This is a genomic window from Isoalcanivorax pacificus W11-5 (assembly GCF_000299335.2).
Taxonomy (GTDB): domain Bacteria; phylum Pseudomonadota; class Gammaproteobacteria; order Pseudomonadales; family Alcanivoracaceae; genus Isoalcanivorax; species Isoalcanivorax pacificus.
In genome coordinates this window covers 287,293-308,673 of the sequence record NZ_CP004387.1, presented here as the reverse complement: position 1 = coordinate 308,673, position 21,381 = coordinate 287,293, and the positions used below count along the sequence as shown (strand labels likewise).

Annotated in this window: 22 protein-coding genes and 1 tRNA gene; 10 read left to right on the top strand and 13 right to left on the bottom strand. The window is 63.7% G+C overall.

The genetic code is table 11. The features are described from left to right. Window positions 1–30: 30 nt before the first annotated feature. Window positions 31–495: a tRNA (cytidine(34)-2'-O)-methyltransferase gene (locus S7S_RS01500; RefSeq protein ID WP_008736298.1), complete on the top strand. Its 465-nt coding sequence runs from the start codon at window positions 31–33 to the stop codon at window positions 493–495. A 245-nt stretch (window positions 496–740) separates the two neighbouring features. Here S7S_RS01500 and secB read toward each other — a convergent pair whose 3' ends face one another. The 3 genes from secB to S7S_RS01485 are packed head-to-tail and all read right to left on the bottom strand — an operon-like array spanning window position 741 to window position 1,892. Further along, window positions 741–1,214, bottom strand: a complete 474-nt coding sequence (gene secB / locus S7S_RS01495; RefSeq protein ID WP_008736296.1) for a protein-export chaperone SecB — start codon at window positions 1,212–1,214, stop codon at window positions 741–743. Next, window positions 1,211–1,474: a glutaredoxin 3 gene (grxC, locus tag S7S_RS01490; RefSeq protein WP_008736293.1), complete on the bottom strand. Its 264-nt coding sequence runs from the start codon at window positions 1,472–1,474 to the stop codon at window positions 1,211–1,213. The genes secB and grxC overlap by 4 nt, the downstream gene beginning before the upstream one ends. A 1-nt stretch (window position 1,475) precedes the next feature. After that, the gene (locus tag S7S_RS01485) at window positions 1,476–1,892 is read right to left on the bottom strand and encodes a rhodanese-like domain-containing protein (RefSeq protein WP_008736290.1); all 417 of its coding nucleotides are present in this window, start codon (window positions 1,890–1,892) and stop codon (window positions 1,476–1,478) included. A gap of 115 nt (window positions 1,893–2,007) precedes the next feature. Between S7S_RS01485 and S7S_RS01480 the strand changes: the two genes are divergently transcribed. From S7S_RS01480 to S7S_RS01470, 3 genes are all read left to right on the top strand, one after another. Beyond that, window positions 2,008–3,171 carry a murein hydrolase activator EnvC family protein gene (locus tag S7S_RS01480; protein ID WP_008736288.1) on the top strand — a complete coding sequence of 388 codons (1,164 nt, stop codon included), beginning with the start codon at window positions 2,008–2,010 and terminating at the stop codon, window positions 3,169–3,171. Window positions 3,172–3,283: 112 nt separating this feature from the next. Beyond that, window positions 3,284–4,552 (top strand): S41 family peptidase, encoded by a 1,269-nt coding sequence (locus S7S_RS01475; protein WP_008736286.1) that lies wholly within the window; start codon window positions 3,284–3,286, stop codon window positions 4,550–4,552. A gap of 4 nt (window positions 4,553–4,556) precedes the next feature. Further along, a complete protein-coding gene (locus S7S_RS01470; RefSeq protein ID WP_008736285.1) occupies window positions 4,557–5,360 on the top strand; it encodes a divergent polysaccharide deacetylase family protein in 804 nt (267 codons plus the stop codon). 6 nt (window positions 5,361–5,366) lie between these two features. On the opposite strand, the gene S7S_RS01465 is transcribed toward S7S_RS01470, so the two are convergent. Both S7S_RS01465 and hisF read right to left on the bottom strand, forming a co-directional pair. Further along, a complete protein-coding gene (locus S7S_RS01465) occupies window positions 5,367–6,248 on the bottom strand; it encodes a bile acid:sodium symporter family protein (RefSeq protein WP_008736283.1) in 882 nt (293 codons plus the stop codon). Window positions 6,249–6,373: 125 nt separating this feature from the next. Then, the gene (gene hisF / locus S7S_RS01460) at window positions 6,374–7,147 is read right to left on the bottom strand and encodes an imidazole glycerol phosphate synthase subunit HisF (protein ID WP_008736281.1); all 774 of its coding nucleotides are present in this window, start codon (window positions 7,145–7,147) and stop codon (window positions 6,374–6,376) included. A 138-nt stretch (window positions 7,148–7,285) separates the two neighbouring features. Here hisF and S7S_RS18675 point away from each other — a divergent pair, with 138 nt between their 5' ends. Then, entirely contained in the window at window positions 7,286–7,855 is a 570-nt protein-coding gene (locus tag S7S_RS18675) for a DUF2845 domain-containing protein (protein ID WP_008736279.1), read from the top strand. Window positions 7,856–8,047: 192 nt separating this feature from the next. Here S7S_RS18675 and hisA read toward each other — a convergent pair whose 3' ends face one another. From hisA to hisB, 3 genes are read right to left on the bottom strand one after another with little or no spacing between them, the layout of a single operon-like run. Continuing rightward, window positions 8,048–8,788, bottom strand: a complete 741-nt coding sequence (gene hisA, locus S7S_RS01445) for a 1-(5-phosphoribosyl)-5-[(5-phosphoribosylamino)methylideneamino]imidazole-4-carboxamide isomerase (RefSeq protein ID WP_008736277.1) — start codon at window positions 8,786–8,788, stop codon at window positions 8,048–8,050. A 39-nt stretch (window positions 8,789–8,827) separates the two neighbouring features. After that, entirely contained in the window at window positions 8,828–9,466 is a 639-nt protein-coding gene (gene hisH / locus S7S_RS01440; RefSeq protein ID WP_008736275.1) for an imidazole glycerol phosphate synthase subunit HisH, read from the bottom strand. Window positions 9,467–9,472: 6 nt separating this feature from the next. Next, window positions 9,473–10,099, bottom strand: a complete 627-nt coding sequence (hisB, locus tag S7S_RS01435; RefSeq protein ID WP_008736273.1) for an imidazoleglycerol-phosphate dehydratase HisB — start codon at window positions 10,097–10,099, stop codon at window positions 9,473–9,475. A gap of 68 nt (window positions 10,100–10,167) precedes the next feature. On the opposite strand from hisB, the gene S7S_RS01430 reads away from it, so the two are divergent. Beyond that, window positions 10,168–10,506, top strand: coding sequence for a GNAT family N-acetyltransferase (locus tag S7S_RS01430; protein WP_008736271.1), 339 nt, complete (start codon window positions 10,168–10,170; stop codon window positions 10,504–10,506). Window positions 10,507–10,517: 11 nt separating this feature from the next. Here S7S_RS01430 and S7S_RS01425 read toward each other — a convergent pair whose 3' ends face one another. Continuing rightward, window positions 10,518–12,443, bottom strand: coding sequence for a sensor histidine kinase (locus tag S7S_RS01425; protein ID WP_008736268.1), 1,926 nt, complete (start codon window positions 12,441–12,443; stop codon window positions 10,518–10,520). A 132-nt stretch (window positions 12,444–12,575) separates the two neighbouring features. On the opposite strand from S7S_RS01425, the gene S7S_RS01420 reads away from it, so the two are divergent. The 4 genes from S7S_RS01420 (at window position 12,576) to S7S_RS01405 (ending at window position 16,314) form a co-directional block, all read left to right on the top strand. Next, entirely contained in the window at window positions 12,576–14,777 is a 2,202-nt protein-coding gene (locus S7S_RS01420) for an AsmA family protein (protein WP_008736266.1), read from the top strand. After that, window positions 14,777–15,868: an A/G-specific adenine glycosylase gene (gene mutY / locus S7S_RS01415; RefSeq protein WP_008736265.1), complete on the top strand. Its 1,092-nt coding sequence runs from the start codon at window positions 14,777–14,779 to the stop codon at window positions 15,866–15,868. The genes S7S_RS01420 and mutY overlap by 1 nt, the downstream gene beginning before the upstream one ends. Window positions 15,869–15,901: 33 nt before the next feature. Beyond that, window positions 15,902–16,177, top strand: coding sequence for an oxidative damage protection protein (locus S7S_RS01410; protein WP_008736262.1), 276 nt, complete (start codon window positions 15,902–15,904; stop codon window positions 16,175–16,177). 61 nt (window positions 16,178–16,238) lie between these two features. Beyond that, window positions 16,239–16,314 (top strand) — tRNA-Phe (locus tag S7S_RS01405). Between the two features lie 226 nt (window positions 16,315–16,540). Here the strand turns inward: S7S_RS01405 and S7S_RS01400 are convergent. The 4 genes from S7S_RS01400 to S7S_RS01385 all read right to left on the bottom strand — a co-directional run bounded on the left by S7S_RS01400 (window position 16,541) and on the right by S7S_RS01385 (window position 21,181). Next, the gene (locus S7S_RS01400; RefSeq protein WP_008736261.1) at window positions 16,541–16,843 is read right to left on the bottom strand and encodes an addiction module antidote protein; all 303 of its coding nucleotides are present in this window, start codon (window positions 16,841–16,843) and stop codon (window positions 16,541–16,543) included. Next, a complete protein-coding gene (locus S7S_RS01395; RefSeq protein WP_035204358.1) occupies window positions 16,840–17,166 on the bottom strand; it encodes a type II toxin-antitoxin system RelE/ParE family toxin in 327 nt (108 codons plus the stop codon). Before S7S_RS01395 ends, S7S_RS01400 begins: the two co-directional genes overlap by 4 nt. 49 nt (window positions 17,167–17,215) lie before the next feature. Continuing rightward, on the bottom strand, window positions 17,216–18,640 hold the full coding sequence (locus S7S_RS01390) for a DHA2 family efflux MFS transporter permease subunit (RefSeq protein ID WP_008736258.1): 1,425 nt from the start codon (window positions 18,638–18,640) through the stop codon (window positions 17,216–17,218). Window positions 18,641–18,817: 177 nt separating this feature from the next. Continuing rightward, on the bottom strand, window positions 18,818–21,181 hold the full coding sequence (locus tag S7S_RS01385; protein ID WP_008736257.1) for a DUF6351 family protein: 2,364 nt from the start codon (window positions 21,179–21,181) through the stop codon (window positions 18,818–18,820). Between the last annotated feature and the right edge of the window lie 200 nt (window positions 21,182–21,381).

Genomic DNA, 21,381 nt, shown 5'->3' with positions numbered 1-21,381 from the left:
CTCCGGCAGGCGGGCCATACCTTCCCCGCCATGTTGCACATCGCCCTGTTCGAACCTGAAATCCCGCCCAACACCGGCAATGTCATGCGCCTGGCGGCGAACACCGGCTGCCAGCTGCACCTGATTGCGCCCCTCGGCTTCGTACTGGAAGACAAACTGCTGCGCCGCGCCGGCCTGGATTATCGCGACCAGGCTACCACCCGCGTGCATGACCACTGGGAGGCATTCGCCGCCTGGCTGGGCGAGCGTCGCCTGTGGGCGTTTACCACCCGTGGCAGCCATTGCTACAGCGAAGCGCGTTTCGCGGCGGAGGATGTGTTGCTGTTCGGACCGGAAAGCCGTGGGCTGCCGGTGGCCCTGCTCGACACATTAAGCGCCGAACAAAAACTGCGGTTGCCGATGGTTGCCGGCAGCCGCAGCCTGAACCTGTCGAACAGTGTGTCGGTGGCGGTGTATGAAGCGTGGCGGCAGATGGGATTTCAGGGAAAAATCTGACACAGGGGAGGGGGAATTCGCTGCGCTTTCCCCACCAGACCCGGAGCGCCGTAGGGTGGGTAGAGCCAACGGCGAAACCCACCACGTCCATGCCCGTTATTCACTCCCGCAAAATCATCAAAACTGCCCCGCTTCGGAAGTAGGCAGTTTCGCTGGTTTTGTGCGAGCAGTGTGCGGCATGGACACGGTGGGTTTCGCCGTTGGCTCTACCCACCCTACCCCCCAAGGGCATTAAAGCTCGCGCATCAGTGCGTATTGCCTTCCGCCGGTGCGTCCTGGCCTGCCGCAGCACGCGCCTTGGCATCCTGGAACAGCGCATCGAAGTTGATCGGTTGCAGCAGCAGTTGCGGGAAGGTGCCACGGCTGACCAGATCGGAGATCAGTTCCCGCGCATAGGGGAACAGCAGGTTCGGGCAGTAGGCGCCGAGCAGTTGCTCGCGCTCTTCGCCCTCGATACCGATCATGGTGAAGATACCGGCCTGCTTGATTTCCACCAGGTAGACGGTTTTTTCTTCGTTGCTGGCGGTGACGGTGAGGCTCAGCACCACTTCATAATCGTTGCCGCTCTCGCCCACCTTGCGGGTTTCGGTGTTCAGCTGCACGTTCACACGCGGCTGCCACGGCTTGATGAATACCTCCGGCGCGCCGGGGACTTCAAAAGAAACGTCCTTGGTGTAGATACGCTGTAGCTGAAAAGTGCGTTCTGGTGTGTCGCTCATTGTTCTTGTCCCTTCAACATTGCATCAAGGCGGCCGGCGCGCTCCAGCGCGTAGAGCTCATCACTGCCACCCACGTGAGTGTCGCCGATCCATATCTGCGGCACGGTGTTGCGCCCGGCCCGTGCACGCATCTCGGCACGCAGCGCGGGATTTTCCCCCACATCGATATTGGTGTAGGCCACGCCCTTGCCGTCCAGCAACCGCCGCGCGCGGATGCAGTACGGACACCAGCCGGTGGTATAGAGCACCACATCAGGCATATCAGGCACGCACCACCGGCAGGCTGTCGGCACGCCAGCCCTGGATGCCGCCGCGCATGCGATACAGGCGGGCAAAACCCTGTTGCTGCAACTGGCGTCCGGCATGGCTGGCCTGGTTGCCCAGCTTGCAGACCAGAATCACCGGTTTGTCCCGGTACTTCTCCAGTTCACCGCTGCGCTCATTGAGCTTGGCGAGCGGAACATTGATACTGCCGGCGATATGGCCCTGGCGGTATTCGTCCTCGTCACGCACGTCGATGATCACACCGTCTTCGCGGTTCACCAGGCTGGTGGCGCCCTGCGGGCTCACCGCCAGGCTGCCTCGACGTGACTCCAGGAAGAAAAACAGGGTCCAGAGCAGGAAAAACGCCGACACCAGGATGTAATGATTGGCAGCAAACTCGAAAATACGGTCCATAACAGCGTCCGGAATGGGTGAAAACGGCGCCAAGTATAGGGAAGGCGCCGCCAATCATCCACGATTGCGACCCACCCCGTTCCCCTGATGACGCCGCTGAGGTAAAACCCCTTTCATGATCCGCACCCTGCTCGCCCCCCTGTTGCTGCTTACCTTGCTGGCCCCCGCCCCGGCCCTGGCGGAACAGGTGTCGCCGGCCCAGTTGCGTGCCCTGCGCGAGCGCATCCAGACACTGCAGGACACCCAGCGCAAGGACCTGCGCCAGCGCGACAGCCTCGCCGCCGAACTGCGCGAGCGCGAGCTGGCCATCGCCCGGCTGGACCAGGAACAGGCGACACTGGAGCGCCAGGCCCGCGACGCGGGGCAGGCGCTGGAGCAGTTGCGCGCGCGCCAGCAACGCATGGCCGCCGAGCAGGCCACCCAGTTGAGCTGGCTGGCCAGGACCGTGCGCGCCACGTACATGAACGGCCGCGAGCCAACCCTGAAACTGCTGCTCAGCCAGGAGCAGCCGGACCAGGTCGCCCGGCTGATGCGCTACCACGAGTACTTCCAGCGCGCCCGCGCCGAACGGCTCGACCAGCTGGAGAAGGACCTGGCCGATCTGCTCGCCGTGTCGCTGGAAGTCTCCGACGCCCGCGACCGCTTCAACCGCCGCCGCGATGCGGTGGCCACCCAGCAGACGCGGCTGGAGAGCGCCCGCCGCGAGCGCGAGCAGGCACTCACTCGCCTCAACGCCCGCCTCAATGAGCAGGGGCAGCGCATCAGCTCGCTGGAAGCCGATGCAGAGCGCCTCGACAAACTCCTGCAGGAAATGAACCGCGCCCTCGCCGACATCCCGGCCAACCCGGGCGGCGCCCCCTTCGGCGAGCTGGCCGGCAAGCTGCCGTGGCCGGTGCAGGGCCGCGCCAAAGTGAATTTCGGCGCACGCCGCGACGGCGGGCTGCGCTGGAACGGCGTGCTGCTGGAAGCCGCCACCGGCACGCCGGTGCGCGCGGTACACACCGGCCGGGTGGTCTACGCCGACTGGTTGCGCGGCTATGGGCTGATGCTGATTGTCGACCACGGCAACGGTTTCCTGAGCCTGTACGGCCACAATCAAAGCCTGTTGCGCGCGGTCGGCGACTGGGTGGCGCAGGGCGACGTGCTGGCCCGCGCCGGCAATTCCGGTGGCGCCGGCGAGTCCGGTCTGTACTTTGAAATCCGCCAGCAGGGGCGCCCGGTGAACCCGGACCGCTGGTGCAATCGCCGTGTTACACTGCCGCCACTGGCGGAAAGATGACACCTGCGGGGAACCTGGCCGGCCGGCCGCTATCAACAAAGCACCCGCCCACAGCAGGCGGTGTGATCACGAATCGTCCTGACAGGGCGCTGACAGAGAGAGATCGACGCGGATGAAACGCTTCCTTTGCCTGGCCACGCTGGCGCTGGCCCTGCCTGTCCACGCGAGCAACCCCGGTCTGGATGCCATGGCCCGGCAGCAGGATATTCCGGTCACCGAACTGCGCGTGTTCGCCGAAGTGATGGAGCGCATCCGCAGCGCCTACGTCGAGGAGATCGACGACCGCACCCTGCTGGAAGCCGCCATTCGCGGCATGCTGCTGGACCTGGACCCGCACTCCGCCTACCTGACCCCGAATGAATTCGACGATCTGCAGGTTTCCACCAGTGGCGAATTCGGCGGCGTCGGCATGGAAGTCACGATGGAAGACGGTTTCGTCACGGTGGTCACGCCACTGGACGACACACCCGCCAGCCGCGCCGGCATCCAGGCCAGCGACATCATCCTGAAAATCGACGACACCTTCGTAAAAGGCATGACGCTCAACGAAGCCGTGGAACTGCTGCGCGGCGAGATCGGCACCGACGTGGAGCTGTCGGTGATGCGCGACGGCGAGGACAAACCCCGCACCGTCACCCTGACCCGCGACCGCATTCGTATCCAGAGCGTGCGCAGCGAGCGGCTGGAAGACAGCTATGGCTACGTGCGCGTGACCCAGTTCCAGAACAACACCGGCCGCGACGTACAGCGCGCCATCGAACGCATCCGGCAGGAACAGCCCGCGCTCAAGGGCCTGGTCCTCGACCTGCGCAACAACCCCGGCGGCGTGCTCGGCGGTGCCGTGCAGGTGGCCGACCTGTTCCTCGATGACGGCCTGATCGTCTATACCCAGGGCCGCGATGCTGAGTCCCGCATCAACTATGGCGCCAGCCGTGGCGACGTCATCGATGGCCTGCCATTGGTGGTGCTGGTCAACGGCGGCTCCGCCTCCGCCTCTGAAATCGTCGCCGGTGCGCTGCAGGATCACACCCGCGCCGTCGTCGTCGGCCGCCGCACATTTGGTAAAGGCTCTGTGCAGACCGTGCTGCCCCTGCACGAGGATCGCGCACTGAAGCTCACCACCGCGCGCTATTACACACCGAATGGCCGCTCAATCCAGGCCGATGGCATCCACCCGGACATCACCGTGAACGTGGCCCGTGTCGAATTGATGGAAACCCGCGAAGGTATCCGTGAAGCAGACCTGCCGCATCATCTGGCCAGCGGTGACACACCACAGGAAGGCAACGCGCCGGATGACCTGGCCAGCCGCGACTACGACCTGTACCAGGCGCTGTCGATTCTCAAGGGCATTCACCTGTCGCGTCAGCGGGCGCACTGAGACCGTGCCCGCCCGCATTTCCGGCTGGGCCTTGCTGGCCCTGCTGTGCCTGCCCCTGCCTGCGCTGGCACAGCCGACGCCACGCATTGCCATCATCATCGACGACATTGGCTATCATCGCGAACGCGGCCTGCGCGCCATCAACCTGCCGGCGGCGATCACCTGCGCGGTCATCCCGCGCTCACCGCACGGTCCGCGCCTGGCCCGGGAAGCCAAACGCCGTGGCCGCGAAATCATCATCCATATGCCGATGTCCGCCAGTAACGGTCACACGCTGGACGCCGGCGGCATCGATACCGAGATGGCACCGGAACTGATCAGCGCGCGCATCGAAGAAGCCTTTGCACTGCTGCCGCAGGCCGCCGGCATGAACAACCATATGGGCAGCCTGGCCACCAGCAACGCCACCACCATGGACAGCGTGATGTCGGCTCTGGCCGGGCACCGCGCCTTTTTCATCGACAGCCGTACCTCTGCCGCATCCGTGGCGGAAGCGACGGCGCGCGCGCACGGGCTGGCCGCCCTCGGCCGTGACGTGTTCCTCGACAATGAACGCGACCTGATGGCGATCAACGACCAGTTCAACCAGCTACTGCGTATCGCCCGCCATCGCGGCACGGCGATTGCCATTGGCCACCCGTATCCGGAAACGCTGGAATACCTGGAGCGGGTACTGCCGTTGATGGAAGAGGCCGGTATTGAGGTGGTGCCGGTGTCGACATTGCTGCCAGACGGTGGACTGCGGGCTGCCGGTCAACGACAGCCCGCCGTGGGGGAAGGTGTGGCGGCAGGCGACGCGCGCTCCTGACAGGGCTCAGGCCGCCGGTTTTGCCACACCGATCTTCGTCAGCCTGCTGTAGCCCAGCATCAGGAAGCCAAACGCAAACATCATCAAACCGTACACCGCCGAGGGAATGGAAATTTCCGGCGAGTTCAGCAGCGTCAGCGCGATCATCAGCCCCAGCGTGCCGTTCTTGATGCCCAGTTCGACCGCCACGGTATAGGCCGAAGGCCGGCTCATGCCGAACAGCCGGCCGCCGCCCAGCCCGATCAGGATGCCGGCCACATTCAGCAGTGCCGCCGCCGGGCCCGCCGCTTTCAATAGACCACCAATCTGGTCCCCGACACTGATCACCACTGCCACGATCACGCCCACCAGCACCAGCAGCCCGAACAGGCTCACCGCCTTTTCCGCTTTCGCGGCGGCCGCCGGCGCAAACCGCCGCACCGTCATGCCGATGGCCACCGGCACCAGAATGATCACCACCAGTGTGACCACAGTGCGCAGCACCGGCAGCACCACGCGGGTGGACGCATCCATGTACTTTTCCATCGCGATATTGACGAAGACCGGCAGCGTGACAATGGTGATCAGGCTGGCCAGCACCGTGAGAATGATGGAGAGCGCCACATCACCGCGGCCGATGAAGGTAAACAGATTGGAAGTGGTGCCACCCGGGCAGGCGGCAATCAGTACCAGGCCCACGGCCAGTGCAGGCGCCAGGCCCAGCACACCGGCCAGGCCAAAGGCAATCAGCGGCATGATCAGGATCTGCGCGAGGGTGCCGTAGACCACCGATTTTGGCGCAACCACCAATTCGCGGAAATCGCGCACCGAGAGCGTCAGCCCCATCCCGATCATGATCAAAAACAATGCAATCGGCAGACCGATCTCGATCAGCGGCCCTTGCTCCATGACGTACTCCCGAAGTTGTTTTTATTGCACCCGAGAGTACCGCACAGCGAAATCAGGGGCCATGAAAAAAGCCGCACCATGGTGCGGCTTTTCCAGACATGCCCTGCCGACCGGCGAGGCGGCTTTCAGAGGCGCATTTCCACACCTGCCGCCGCCAGGTATTCCTTCGCCTCGCGGATGGTGTATTCGCCAAAGTGGAAAATACTCGCCGCCAGCACCGCGTCGGCACCGCCCTGCAGCACGCCATCGACCAGGTGCTGGAGGTTACCGACGCCACCCGAGGCGATCACCGGCACCGGCACCGCATCACTGACCGCCCGCGTGAGCGCAATGTCGAAACCATTCTTGGTGCCGTCACGGTCCATGCTGGTCAACAGGATTTCACCCGCGCCGTTGTCCGTCATGCGGGTGGCCCACTCGACCGCATTGATGCCGGTCGGCTTGCGGCCGCCGTGGGTGAAGATTTCCCAGCGGTTTGGTTCACTCTCGGCGCTGACTTTCTTCGCGTCGATGGCCACCACGATGCACTGCGAGCCGAAGCGGTCGGCCGCCTCGCGCACGAAGTCCGGATTGCTGACGGCGGCAGAATTGATGCTTACCTTGTCCGCACCGGCATTGAGCAGGTTGCGGATGTCGGCGATCGTGCGCACACCGCCGCCAACGGTCAGCGGGATGAATACCTGGCTGGCCATGCGCTCCACCGTATGCAGCATGGTGTCGCGGCCTTCATGGCTGGCGGTAATATCCAGGAAGGTAATCTCGTCGGCGCCGGCCTCGTTATAGCGGCGCGCGACCTCCACCGGATCGCCGGCGTCGCGAATCTCGACGAACTTGACGCCCTTGACGACGCGGCCCTGGTCCACGTCCAGGCAGGGAATAATGCGTTTGGCCAGACCCATGACAACACCACTGCGGTTAGCGAGGGCACCGATTCTACCAGAGACCGCGTGAGCGCGAACCCGGCCCGTTGACGTGATCGGGCCGAATCCGAAACTACTCTGGATGACACGCTGTCCCACCCTCGGGAGGAACGATACATGCGCCTGTTACTGTTTCTGCTGACCTGCACCCTGCTCGGCGCACTGGCCTTGCCGGCCCGGGCCGACCTGCGCTGTGACAGGGGCATCGTGCGCCAGGGCGACCGGATGGCCGAGGTCAGCCTGGCCTGCGGCGAGCCGGACGTGAAGGTCGTGCTGCATTCCGTACTCACCGCACAGGCGGGCTTCGTGCCGGTGGAGGAAGAATGGCAGTACAACTTCGGCACTCAGCAGTTCATGCGTTTCCTGCGCTTCCAGAACGGACGCCTGTCGCAGGTGGTGACCGGCCCGCGCGGCTTCAGCCGGCGCGCCAATCCACGCTGCTCGCCCAACGATCTGGGGACCGGCATGTCGCAACTGGAACTGCTGGCCCGCTGTGGCGAGCCTGACAGTGTGGACACCCTGATCACATCGGCACCCGTGCCACGGCTGGCAGCCGGCGCGCCCTATCCGCTGGGCGTGCCGGCGGAAGAATGGCTGTATCGCTTCAACAGCCAGCAGTTCATGCGCTTTGTGATGCTGGTGAATGGCCGGGTAGTGGCGGTGGAAAGCAGCCGCTTCCGTGATTGAGGGGGGGGGCGTAGGGTGGGTAGAGCCAAAGGCGAAACCCACCGGGTCCATGCCCGTTATTCACTCCCGCAAAACCATCGAAATCACCCGGCTTGGGTGGTGGGTAGTTTCGCTGGTTTTGTGCGAGCAGTGCGCTACATGGACATGGTGGGTTTCGCCTTTGGCTCTACCCACCCTACCCCACACCGGAATTCAGGCGCGGGTCAGCGCATCCGCCAGCGTCTGCCCTTCGGCGAAATCCAGGGTGCCCTCATAGATGGCGCGGCCGGTAATGGCGCCGCTGATCCCCTGGTCCGCCACGGCACACAGGCCGCGCACGTCATCCAGGTTGGTAATGCCGCCGGAGGCGATCACCGGAATCGAAATGGCCTGCGCCAGCCGCACGGTGGCGTCCACGTTCACGCCCTGCAGCATGCCGTCCCGGCTGATATCGGTGTAGACGATGGCGGCCACGCCGTCGTTTTCGAACTGCCGCGCCAGCGATACGACTTCCACATCGGTGACATTGGCCCAGCCATCGGTGGCCACCATGCCGTCTTTCGCGTCCAGGCCAACGATGATGTGACCGGGAAACTGCTCGCACATGGCTTTCACAAAAGCCGGCTCTTTCACCGCCTTGGTGCCGATGATGACCCACTGCACGCCGGCATCCAGATAGGCCTGGATGATCTCCGGGTTGCGGATGCCGCCGCCGATCTGGATCGGCAGGTCCGGGTGCGCCTTCGCAATCGCCTTGACGATCTCGCCGTTGACCGGCTCGCCGGCGAAGGCGCCATTGAGGTCCACCAGATGCAGACGCCGCGCGCCGCGCTCGACCCAGTGCCGGGCCACCGCCACCGGGTCGTCGGAGAACACGGTGTCGTCTTCCATGCGACCCTGTTTCAGGCGCACGCATTTGCCGTCTTTCAGGTCGATGGCGGGGATCAGTTGCATAGCAATTCTCTTGACGTGTGAATCAGGAACAGGCGCGCCTTACGGCTGCCAGCGCAGGAAATTTTCCAGCAGCACCAGGCCGTGGGGCGCGCTTTTCTCGGGGTGGAACTGCACCGCGAAGATGTTGCCGCGCGCGGCCGCCGCAGCAAACCGCACACCATAATCGCAACTGCCGGCCACCTGATTCTCCGGCATCTCCACCACATGGTAGGAGTGCACAAAATAGAAGCGACTGAAGTCGGGAATGCCCTCCCAGAGCGGATGCGGCGCCTGCCGTACCTGGTTCCAGCCCATGTGCGGCACTTTCATGCGCTGGCCGAGCTCATCCACCTGATCGGGGAAACGGCGCACCACGCCGGGAAACAGCCCCAGGCAGTCAACGCCGTCGTTTTCCTCGCTGTGGCTCATCAGCGCCTGCATGCCAACGCAGATGCCCAGCAGCGGCCGGCCCTCGGCGGCCACGCTGAGGATCGCCTGGTCCAGCTCACGCTCTTTCAGCACCGCGATACAGTCACGAATGGCGCCAACACCGGGAAAGACCACGCGATCAGCGGCACGAATCACCGCCGGGTCACTGCTGATCACGATCTTCTGGCCGTTGGCGGCCTTTTCCAGCGCCTTGCCAGCGGAATGGAGATTACCCATGCCGTAGTCAACGACGGCGACAGTCTCTGCCATGGTGAATCAGCCTTTGACGGGATCAGCGCCCGTATTTTCGGTCAGCGTACCCTTGGTGGAAGGGGTGATGTCGGCCATGCGCGGATCGAATTCCACCGCCATGCGCAGTGCCCGGCCAAAGGCCTTGAACACGGTTTCCGCCTGGTGGTGAGCGTTGCGGCCACGCAGGTTGTCGATATGCAGGGTGATCATGCCGTGGTTCACCAGCCCCTGGAAAAACTCGTAGAACAGGTCCACATCGAACTCGCCGATGCGGGCACGGGAGAAATCCACGTTCATTTCCAGGCCGGGACGGCCGGAGAGATCGACCACCACGCGGGACAGGGCCTCGTCCAGCGGCACGTAGGCATGGCCGTAACGGCGCACGCCTTTCTTGTCGCCCCAGGCGCGGGCGAATGCCTGGCCCAGCGCGATGCCGATGTCCTCCACCGTGTGGTGGGCATCAATATGCAGGTCACCCTCCGCGCGTACTTCCAGATCGACCAGGCCATGACGGGCCACCTGATCGAGCATGTGATCCAGGAACGGCAGCCCGGTCTCGAACACGCCCTGGCCGGTGCCGTCGAGATTCAGGGATACCTGAATGCGGGTTTCCAGCGTGTTACGCGTCACGCTGGCGGTGCGTTGCTTCATGAATGACCTCCACAGAACAGGCCGGTATTATACGGCCCCCCCGTCATGCGAACCAGCGACGTGCCACGATGCCACTCATAGCCAGAGAACATGCCCTGAACGACCGCAGCGCAGACCACTTTGCCCGCGTGCTGCGTGACCTGCCCGAGATCGCCGCACAACTGGCGGCACCACCTGCCGGTGCCCGGCTGATCGAAGGGCATTTCAACGGCAGCCCGCTGGCGCTGCTGCTGGCGGTGCCGAAGGCGGACGGCTGGGAAGTGCTGGCGCTGGCCGTGCACCCGGCCAGCCGTGGCCGCGGCGTCGGCGGCACATTGCTGAAACTGGCGATGTCGCAGTTGCCCGGCCTGTCCTGGCCGGCCAGCCTCGACAACCTGGCCACGAAGGCCGGGCTGGCCGGCGGCTGACACACTCCTTGCTAGAGCACCGCCAGCGGTAATTGCACGCAGGTGGTAGTGCCGGCACCCCGACCGGGGCTTTCCGCCCACATCTGCCCGCCCATGTGACGGATCATCACCCGCGCCATCGGCAGCGAGAGTCCGAAGCCGTCGGCGTGGTGGCCCGAGCCGATCATGAAGAACGGCTGGAAGATGCGCTCCAGATCCTGCGGGTCAATGCCACGGCCGCCATCGCGCACCTTGAGCACCACCTGCTGACCGCTGACGACGGCCTCCACCAGCACATCGCCACCCGCCTCGCTGAACTGGATCGCGTTATCCAGCAACATGCCCAGCACCTCGGTCAGCTCCGCTTCGCAGGCCACCACCTGAAGATCGGCCGGAATGCTGTTGCGCACTTTCAGCGAACGCGCCCGGATGACCGCATCGCGCTGCCGCAACAGCCGGTCCACCAGCCACATCGGCTGGCAGTACGACAGCGACGGCGCCTGCTCACGACCGGCCAGGTCGAAATAGCGCAACGACGTCGACACCAGTTGCTGGAGGCGGTCCTGCCCCTTCTGCACCATGGTCACCGCGTCCGCCAGCTCCGGCGGCAGCTGCCCGGCCTGCAACAGCCGGGCACCCGCCAGCCAGTTCAGCGGCGTGTTCAGTTCATGGCTGAGATATTCCAGGAACAGCAGTTTGTCGCGGTCGAGTTGCTCCACATCCTGCACATGTTTTTCCAGCGCCGTGCGCGCCTGGGCAGTGATCGCATCGCGCTCGGACTGCAACAGCTTGATGCGGTCGCCCAGTGCCAGCGACAGCAGCAGGATCGCCCAGATACCGCCGAAATGCGGCGCGTAATTTGTGAATACATTGTGCGGCAGCAGGCCAAGGTTCAGCAGCGCGAACACCCCGCAGCCCACCAGGAAGAAACACCAGGCCAGCACATACAGCCGCGCCGCACGGAACCCGGCCCGCCAGGCGCGCCAGCTCACCACGCCCAGCGTGCTGATGATCACCAGCACCATGAACACGATCATGTGGTACGACAGCGGCGGCGGAATCGCTACCATCAGCAGCGTCAGCAGCACCGCCCCGCCCAGCAGATAGCGCAACACCCGGTCGGCCGACGGCGAGCGTTCGCGCAGACCGATAAACTGACGCGTGTACTGGATCACGCCGACCATCGACAGGCCGATGATCGAGGGGAAATACTCGTTCAGCCGCGGGCAGCCCGGCCACAGGTACTGAAGCCCCAGGCCATTGATATTGAGAAAGCTGAGCGTAAAGAAGGTGATGAACACCAGGTAATAGAGGTACGCGGTGTCGCGAACCGTAATAAACAGCAAAATGTTATACAGCAGCATCGCCAGCACGGCGCCGAAAAACAGGCCGGTCACAATCTGCTCGCGATAAGTGCGCTCCACCAGCCCGTCTGCGGACGACAGCCGCAGGTCCAGGTGCAACGCGCCAAGACCGTGGACTTTCATGTAATACGTCTGCGGCCCCTGCAACGTGTCCGGCAAGGGGAACACAAATTCGCGCACCGTCAGTTCCCGCTCGCCGAACGGGAGCACATCACCCACATGACGCACGCGGAAACCGCCCTCGCCATCCGGTTCATACAGATACAGGTGATCGACAATGGGATGGCGCTGCACCAGATACCAGTCATGATCACGCACCTGGTCCAGATCCAGTGTCATGCGCAGCCAGATGACCGAACGGGTAAAACCAAAGCTGGGATTGCCGCCAGCGTGCGGCAGAAAACGCCCGGCGAAGGTGCTGCTCACCTGGTCGATGCTCCAGTTGCCTTCCGGGTCCACCAGCACTTCCAGCGCCGGCGCGAGCGATATCTCCCGGTCGTCCGGCGTCGGCGTGACCACACCGGCCAGCGCCGGTGAGGCCAGCATCATCAGCCACACACCCGACACCAGCACCCATTGCAGGAACTTTTGCAAACCCGCTTCCCCTAATCCGTCATACTCCGGTGTGACAAATTCCCCACAAAACCAAGGGGGTTTGGTCCCGGCACAGCCTGCCTCAAGGCTGCTATAATCCAGCCCCTGTCATTCTCGTGCAAGGAGAGCCCCATGGCCCGCGCCGCCCGCATTGCCCTGTACACCCTGATTGGCCTGATTGTATTGCTCGGGGTGGCCGTGTTCGTGATCACGCGCGTCATCGACCCGAATGACTTCAAACCGCAGATTTCCGACCTCGCCCGACAACATGCCAACCTGAATCTCGATATTCAGGGCGATCTTGCCTGGACATTCTGGCCTTCGCTGGGCGTCTCCATCGGCCGCACCGAAGCCCGCATCGGCGACGATGAAGACCTGTTCGCCGCCATCGGCGACGCCCGCGTCGGCGTCGCCGTGTGGCCACTGCTGTTCGGCAACGTCGAGATGGACGCCATCAGCCTGTCCGGCCTGGACCTGAACCTGATCGAGAACGAGCAGGGCGGCAACTGGGAGCGCATCGCGGCTTCCGACACACCGGCCGAAGAAACGCCCGCCGACGCGGAACAGGGTGACAGCTCCGCCATGGACATTCCGCTGACCATTCCGGAAGTGACCGTGGCCGACAGCCGCCTGCGCTACCGCAACACCACGGATGGCACCGACATCATCATCGAGCACATCAATGTCGCCGCTTCCGACGTGCAGCTGGAAGAGCCGTTCCCGGTGCAGGCCTCGCTGCGCTATCAGGACCAGGACGACATCCGCATCGACGTCGAGGTGGATACCATGGTCGGCGTGAACCTGGATGCCAACCACTACACCCTGGCACCACTGAACGTGAAAACCGCCATCGGCGGCCTGACCAGCACCCCGGTGGATATCAGCGCGCAACTGAACGTGGACGCCGCACTGGATGACGACGTCGTGAAAGTCACCGACCTGGTGCTGGAAGCAGCCGGCACCCGCACCACCGGCAACGTGCAGGTGAGCGGCTTGTCGTCACAGATGCAGTTCAGCGGCAAGCTGGCCACCGACCCGTTCGATGCCAACGCCGCGCTGCGCGCCATCGGCGAAGCCCCTATTGAAACCAGCGACAGCAACGCCCTGAAGCAGATCGCCTTTGCCGCAGACATCGGCGGCCCGGCCAACAGCCTGCTGCTCGACCCGCTGAAAATCACCGTCGACAGCAGCACCATCACCGGCAAGGCCGGCATCACCGACATGGACAGCATGGCGATGATGTTCGACCTGGCCATGGACCAGATCAATCTGGACGGTTACCTGCCACCGGCGAGCGACGAGGAAGCGCCGGCCACCGCCCAGGGCGAGAGCAGCGCGCCGCCGGCCCTGTCCGAGGAACCGCTGCTGCCGCTGGACACGCTTCGCGGCCTGAATGTCGACGGCAAACTCGCCATCGGCAAAGTGCTGATGGAAGGCCTGGACGCCAGCGATATCAAGGTGGCCATGGATGCCCGCAACGGCCTGCTGCGCCTGACCGAGGCCAACGGCAAGACCCTCAATGGCAGCTTCACCACCAGCGCCCGGCTCGACGCGCGCAGTGATACGCCCACGATGAGCCTCACCAGCCGCATCAACACCGTGCAGATTCAACCGCTGATGAAACTGGCGCTCTCCGACGACCTGTTTACCGGCATCGCCACCATCCACACCGAAATGAACACGCGCGGCAACAGCGAAAAAGCGCTGATGGAAAACGCCGAGGGCAAGGTGGACTTCGGCCTGGCCGACGGCATCGTGCGCGGCGTCAACCTGCACGACGCCGTGATCGGCGGCCTGAACGACATGCTCGGCAACTTCCAGGCACTGACCGCCTTCATCCCGAACCTGGAAGGCGGCAAGCTGCCGCGCGAGCTGAGCGAGGACACCAAGATCGTCGACCTCAAGAGCATCGCCCGCCTCGACAACATGGTCGCCACCGTGGAAAGCCTGAACGCCAACCTGGACCGCGGCGCCACGCTGAACGGCAAAGGCTGGCTGAACATTCTCAACGAGGATTTCGATATCGAGCTGGGCATGAAAGTCCCCAGCATCAGCAGCGACCCGCGCCTGAGCGAACGCGAGTGGCCGCTGCGCTGCGCCGGCAACCTGAACGGCAGCCCTGCGCGCTGGTGCCTGCCGAGCAGCGACGCCTTCCGCAGCGCCGGCCGTGATCTGGTCACCCAACTGGCCAGCGACAAACTCGGCGTAGACCTGCCGCAAAATCGCGAGCAACTGGAACAGGAAGTACAGGACCGCGTTCAGGAAGAACGTGAAAAGGCCGAGGAAAAAGTGCGCGACCGCGCCCGCGAAGAGCTGCAGAAACTGTTCCGCTGATGACCTCGACCCCCGACACCCTGCCGCTGCCCCCGGCGGCATTCCGCAAGGCCGTGCTGGCCTGGTACGACCGGCACGGCCGCAAGGACCTGCCCTGGCAGCAGCACATCACGCCCTACCGGGTGTGGGTGTCGGAAATCATGCTGCAACAGACCCAGGTCAGCACCGTCATCCCCTACTTCGAGCGTTTCATGGCACGCTTCCCGGACGTGCAGGCGCTGGCCAGCGCCCCGACCGATGACGTGCTGCACCTGTGGACCGGCCTGGGCTACTACGCCCGTGCCCGCAACCTGCACAAGGCTGCCAGGGCCGTGGTCAGCGAGCACGGCGGCGAATTCCCGCGCGATATCGAGGCACTCACCACCCTGCCCGGCATCGGCCGCTCCACCGCCGGTGCCATTGCCAGCATCAGCATGGACCTGCGCGCACCGATTCTCGACGGCAACGTGAAACGCGTCCTGACCCGCTTCGCCGCCGTCTCCGGCTGGCCCGGCGAACGCGCTGTGGAACAGCGCCTGTGGGACATCGCCGAAGCTCTGACCCCGTCGCAACGCCTGCGCGACTACACCCAGGTGATGATGGATCTCGGCGCTACCCTGTGTACCCGCCGCAACCCGGACTGCCTGGCCTGCCCGTTGCACCGGCACTGCCTCGCGCACGCCCAGGGCAACCCGCACGACTACCCGACCTCAAAACCGAAAAAGACCACCCCGGTACGCCGCACCACCATGCTGCTGGCCCGCGACCCGGACGGCCGCGTACTGTTGGTCCAGCGCCCACCGAGCGGTATCTGGGGCGGCCTGTGGTGCTTTCCGGAAGCCGAGAGCGAAGACAGCGCCACCCTGCTGCTCGGCCAGCTCGGCTTGCAGGCCCACCACACCGAAGCCCTGCCGGGCTTTCGCCATACCTTCAGCCACTTTCATCTGGATGTGACGCCCCTGCTGGTCGATACCCGTGGCACAGCCTGTATGGTGGCCGAACAGCCTCTGGCCTGGGTCGACCCCGACGCCCCCGGTAACCTGGGGCTGGCCGCGCCCGTCAAACGCCTGCTGGAAAGCCTCGGCGAGCCACGCCAGTTGTCCGTGCTATAGTCCGCCCGCAGTGGTTAATGTCAGGAAGGATCAATGAGCCGCACCGTGTTCTGCCGCAAATACCAGCAAGACCTCGAGGGCCTGGAGCGCCCGCCCTTCCCCGGCCCCAAGGGCGAAGAACTGTTCCGGACCGTGTCGAAAAAGGCCTGGCAGGAGTGGCTGGCCCAGCAGACCATGCTGATCAACGAGAAGCACCTGAACGTGATGGACCCGGCCACCCGCCCCTACCTGGACGCCCAGCGCGAGCACTTTCTGGACAACGAGCCCTTCGACAAGGCCGAGGGCTACACGCCCCCGGACAAAGGTTGATCAACCGGCACGGTCTGCCTTGACGGCAACCGGCCGAATCGCTTTAATAGCGCCCTCTTTTGCCCGGATAGCTCAGTTGGTAGAGCAGGGGATTGAAAATCCCCGTGTCGGTGGTTCGATTCCGCCTCCGGGCACCAGCTTATTGACGTACATGAAAGCCTCGCGAAAGTGGGGCTTTTTTGTTCAGGCGTCACGCCAGTCCGAAATGATCTCAACGTACGCAGCTGCCCGAAACGAGCACATTGCTGCACGGCACGCCTATCTCAACATTGCTTTATTTTGAGATGAAACATCCCGCTTGACGCCTCTTGTCTCAATTTTCAGAAAAATTGAGAGATACACTCCCGATCAGCAACGCACACCTCAATGCACATGCATCAGGTCATGAAACTGTATGCCCGTGGCCTTGATCACCGCCGTCATGGTTCTCAATGTAGGATTGCCCTTCGGTGACAAAGCCCGATACAGGCTTTCACGGGACACCTTGGCGCGCTCAGCCACCACAGCCATGCCGCCCTGTGCTTCAACGACATGACGCAGCGCCATCAGGAAGGCGGCTTCGCCGCCCTGTTCATCCAGCTCATCAAAGGCCGCTCGCAGATAATCCAGCGCCATCCCCGGATCCTGGCGAAGCATTTCCACCACGGCATCGTCATGACGTTTCATTGGTTTCTCTCCTGGAAGTCAGACAGCCATTCTTTTGCCTGCTCAATGTCAGCCTGCTGACGTTTCTTGCTACCGCCCGATAATAAAAGAACAAGCTGGTTACCTGCCCGGGCGTAATAAACCCGATATCCCGGCCCATAGTCGATACGGAGTTCCATGACTCCGGCACCGACAGATTTGCTGTCGCCGGGATTGCCGGATGCCAGGCGGTTCAAACGCGTCAGCACACGCATGGCAGCTTGTCGATCTTTCCGCTTGAGGGCATCCAGCCAACTCTGGAAAGGATCATGACCGTCACTGGTCAGGTAATGACATAGTTCCATAGTGCGGAGATTGTAGCCTACAAGCTACACACCAGGTCAACCCCGAGACCTAATGCCTCAACCGCTCCCCCCGCACCATATCCCACAACGGCACCGCCCCCAGCGCAAACACGATCCCCAGCAGGAAGAACGCATCGCGGTATCCCAGCGCCAGGTGCTGCTGCACCAGCCCGGTGGAAAAAATCGCCGTGCGCTCCTGCAGCACCACCGCTGTCAGGCTCACGCCCACGGCGCCACCGAACTGGCGGGCGAAGCTGACCACGCCGGCGCCCTGATTGACCAGTTGCTCCGGCAGCAGGCGCAGGGAACCCACCACCACAGGCGGCATCATGAAGGCGACGCCGATGCGACCCAGCACGGCCCACAGCGCGAGCGACAGGAAGGTGCCGTTTTCGGTGGAGAGGCCGAGCAGCAGACAGGAGAGCGCAAACATCAGCAGCCCGACGCTGACCAGCCACACGGAGTCATAAATGTCCGCCAGCCGGCCGATAACGGGGAAGACCATGGCCATGATCAGGCCGGCCGGGATCAGCAGCAGGCCGGCTTCCGTGGGCGAGAAGCCGAGCACGGTCTGCACCAGCAGCGGCAGCAGGTACACCGAGCCGAACAGGCCGGCGCCGGTCAGCATAGCCAGCAGAAACGCGCCGGTGAAGCCCGGCTCGCGGAACACGGCCATCGCCATCAGCGGGTCCTTGCGGCGCACTTCCAGCCAGACGAACAGCACCAGGGTGACCAGGCACAGCCCCGCTACCGACAACAGCAGCGGATCGGTCCAGCCACGCAGCGTGCCGTTGGCCAGCGCCCAGAGCAGTGACGTGAGCCAGGTGGTCAGCAGCAGCAGGCCCACCACATCCAGGCGCTTGCGGGTCAGTGCGATGCCGGGCCGCGCCAGGAAGGTAAGGGCCATGTACAGCCCGCCGAACACCACCGGCACCACCACCAGGAACACGGCGCGCCAGCTCACCAGATCCACCATCACGCCACCGAGGACCGGGCCGAAGGTCGGGCCGAGGATCACGCCCATGCCGTAGATCCCCATCGCCTTGCCGCGCTCGTTCATGGGGAACACCTGATAGATGATCAGCAGCGCCAGCGGCTGCACCAGCCCGGCCATGAGCCCCATCGCCACGCGCGCGGCAATCAGCAGGCCGAAGCCTGGTGCCACGCCGCCCAGGGCACAGGCAACCAGGAAGATCACCATGGCGCCGAGGTAGGTCTTGCGCAGGCCGAAGGTGTTCACGCACCAGGCGTTGACCAGCATGCCCACCGTCATCGCGGCCAGGAACGCGGTGGCCAGCCACTGCACATCGGTATGGCTGACCTGGAATTCTTCCATGATGCCCGGCAGGGCAACGTTAATGATGGTGGAGGAAAGCGACATCGCCATGGTGCCGACCATGGCAGTGAACGTGGCGTACCACTTGTACCGCTCTCCATAGCGGTCCTTGAGCTGTTCCAGGTGGGTGTCGGACACGGAGACTCCAGGCGACCGGAACGGCCGGCCCGGCGATGGGCCAGACGTGCGCGGGACAAACGATGGTATGCAGTATACGAAAAGCCGGGAGCAGTGTCCCGGCGCGTCCGCGGGCTACATGTAAAAAACCCCGGCCGAAGCCGGGGCTGTCGCCGCTCTCCCGTGCAACGATCTAACTCAGGGCCGGCCGACGTCCGGCTGGCTGTAGTCGCAGACCCCCTGCGGGAAAATCTGCTTGAGGCGGGCGATCTGCGCACCGTCCGGTGTCCAGGTGCCGTAGGTGCCATCCTGCAGTGCGGTGTCCACCGGCTTCAGGGCGCACTTGAAGAAATTGCCCTGGATCGGCGCGCCGGCCACGATGCGCGAGGTGGTGTAGGTCGGGAATACCTGGGTGCAGGCGCCCACCGGTGCATCGTTGAGGATGCCGTCCCAGACCGTGTCGCCGCGGGCAATCAGCGCACCCTGGTTGTCGAAGCAGCTGTCCACCGCCAGCGCCGGCTTGTTTTCGGTCACGCTGCGTTCGGGGTTTTCGCGGATATTGGTCATCCACTCGTCGATCACCTGCAGGGCCATCGGCACCTGATCGAATTCTTCCGTCGGGCGGGCATCGGTAAACCAGATCACCTGGTTGTCGGTGTGGCCGACGGCATCCAGCATGCGCTGCCGCAGGGCGAAGCTCTGGTGCACGTTGTGCATGTCCAGTTCTTCTTCCAGGTACGGGCGCCAGTCGATCAGCGGAATATCCGCGTGGCCATGGAACACCATGCCGGATTCGTAGGCGCCGTTCATGGCGAGGATATCCCCTTCGGTGCGTGGCGCTGGCGTGACACCGTCATCGGGGCTGAGGTTCATGTTGCGGCGCGACCAGGGGTCGAAGTCGTGCGGGTTTGCTTCCAGATATGCCCGCTCATCGGAAATAAACGGGAAGCCTTCCTGTACCATCTCGGAGGGATGTTTCCAGCCACCCACTTTGGCATTCAGGTCAAGAAATTCTGCCGGAGTTATGTTGCCGTCATGCAACGCCTGCAGGCCGTACTGCACGCCGACGTTATCAAACAGCGTGCGCGGGTCACCGTTTTCGTCGACGCCGAAGATATTGCGCAGGTCGTCGTAGTGGGTCCACTGCACATCATTCATGATGCCGGCCGGCAGCATGTTGTCCTGTCCCGGCGCGTTACCGAAGTGCGGATTCATCGCCAGTGGCGTCAGGCCACGCCAGGACTCGATGCATTCCGTGGAACCCGGGGCAATGCCATAGTTAGTGCCCAGCAACGTATTAAGTAGTGTTTTCGCCTCGGCCATCGGGTCCGGCACGTTGTCGGTCGCGTGCAGGCCAACCAGCCACATGCGGTTATCGGTAGTGTGCCATTTGGTGTTGTCGGCGTCGGTCACATCCATATAGTGCTCAAGCAGTTCGCAATCGCCGATATGGATTGTCTGCGTGACCATGTCGGTGTACGCCTGCACGGGCACGCCCGCATCGATCAGTCCCGGGTGATTCTGCGCATAGATGTATTGCTGGATACCACCTCCGGAAGCGCCCAGGCCCACGGTGTAGAGCGGCTTGCCATAGCGTTTCACAAAATGCTCTTTCACCATCAGCGCCGTTTCGCCACCCACCTGCAGGTTGTAGTGCTCGCCGGTCCGGTTGCCGGTGGAGTAGGCAATCGCGTAACCCAGCCCGAGCACATCCGGCTTCATGGCGCGGCGGTTGTAGTCCATGCGGCCCTGGGTGTGGCCAATGCCGACACCGCCCTGGAAGTGATACAGCAGGCGGCCATTCCACAGGCTGGTGTCCAGCGCACCGGGGTTTTCATTTGCTTCTTCCAGTGTGGCGAGCATGGCGTAGCTGTACAGGAAGCGGTTGATGGTGCCGCGCTCCCAGCGCACGATGAAATCCACTTCCCGGCCATCCAGCAATTCGGTGGTAACCAGGTCCGCCGGACGCGAACCGTCCAGTGGCAATGGCGCATAGCTGTCGTCCGTGGTCCGGTACCAGTACTCCACGAACGGCTCCACGGAACAGTCGCGGCTGTAACCGATCACTTGATCATTGTCATCGTAAACCGCGAACCCTTCGGTAGCGCCTTCATCCACCAGCGGCTGCAGACCGAACTGGGTGTCGGTGGTGCAGACAAACGGATACTGGTGCGGGCCAGAAAACATCGGCCCGGTGATCGGATAGTTCACCAGCTCCACCGAGGCCAGCGTGCCGTGGCGCGGGTGTTGCACTTCCAGCAGGTTATCGCCCACGACCAGGCCGTCCACCAGCCCTTCCAGTTCACCACCAGCGCCCTGCAGGCCATCGTGACTAACCGTTTCACCATTCAGCCTCAGGCTGATGCCGGACAGCACATCTTCCGCGCCACGCAGTGCGATACGCACATCGCCACCGCTGACCTGATCCGGCGCGCTGGACACGACGTCCAGTTGCACCTCCGGCGTGGCACCTCCCCGTGATGAACCCGAACTACCGCCGCAGCCCGCCAGGGCCAGCACACCTGCGGCAACCAGCAGGCCTGCGCCTATGCGTAACGTCATGATGCTCTCCTCGGATTTGTTGTTATGTGCGCAGGGCGAAGCGCCCGCAACATTAGCCAGACACGTTAGAGCGCAAGGCATAGCGGAAAAAGACACAGTTGCCGGCAAAGCACTGGAACAGTGCGGCACACCGCCGGAAAGAGTTACCGAAGGAATCATTCAGGCGTGTCGTTTGGTAACCCCGCACCACAACAGGAGAC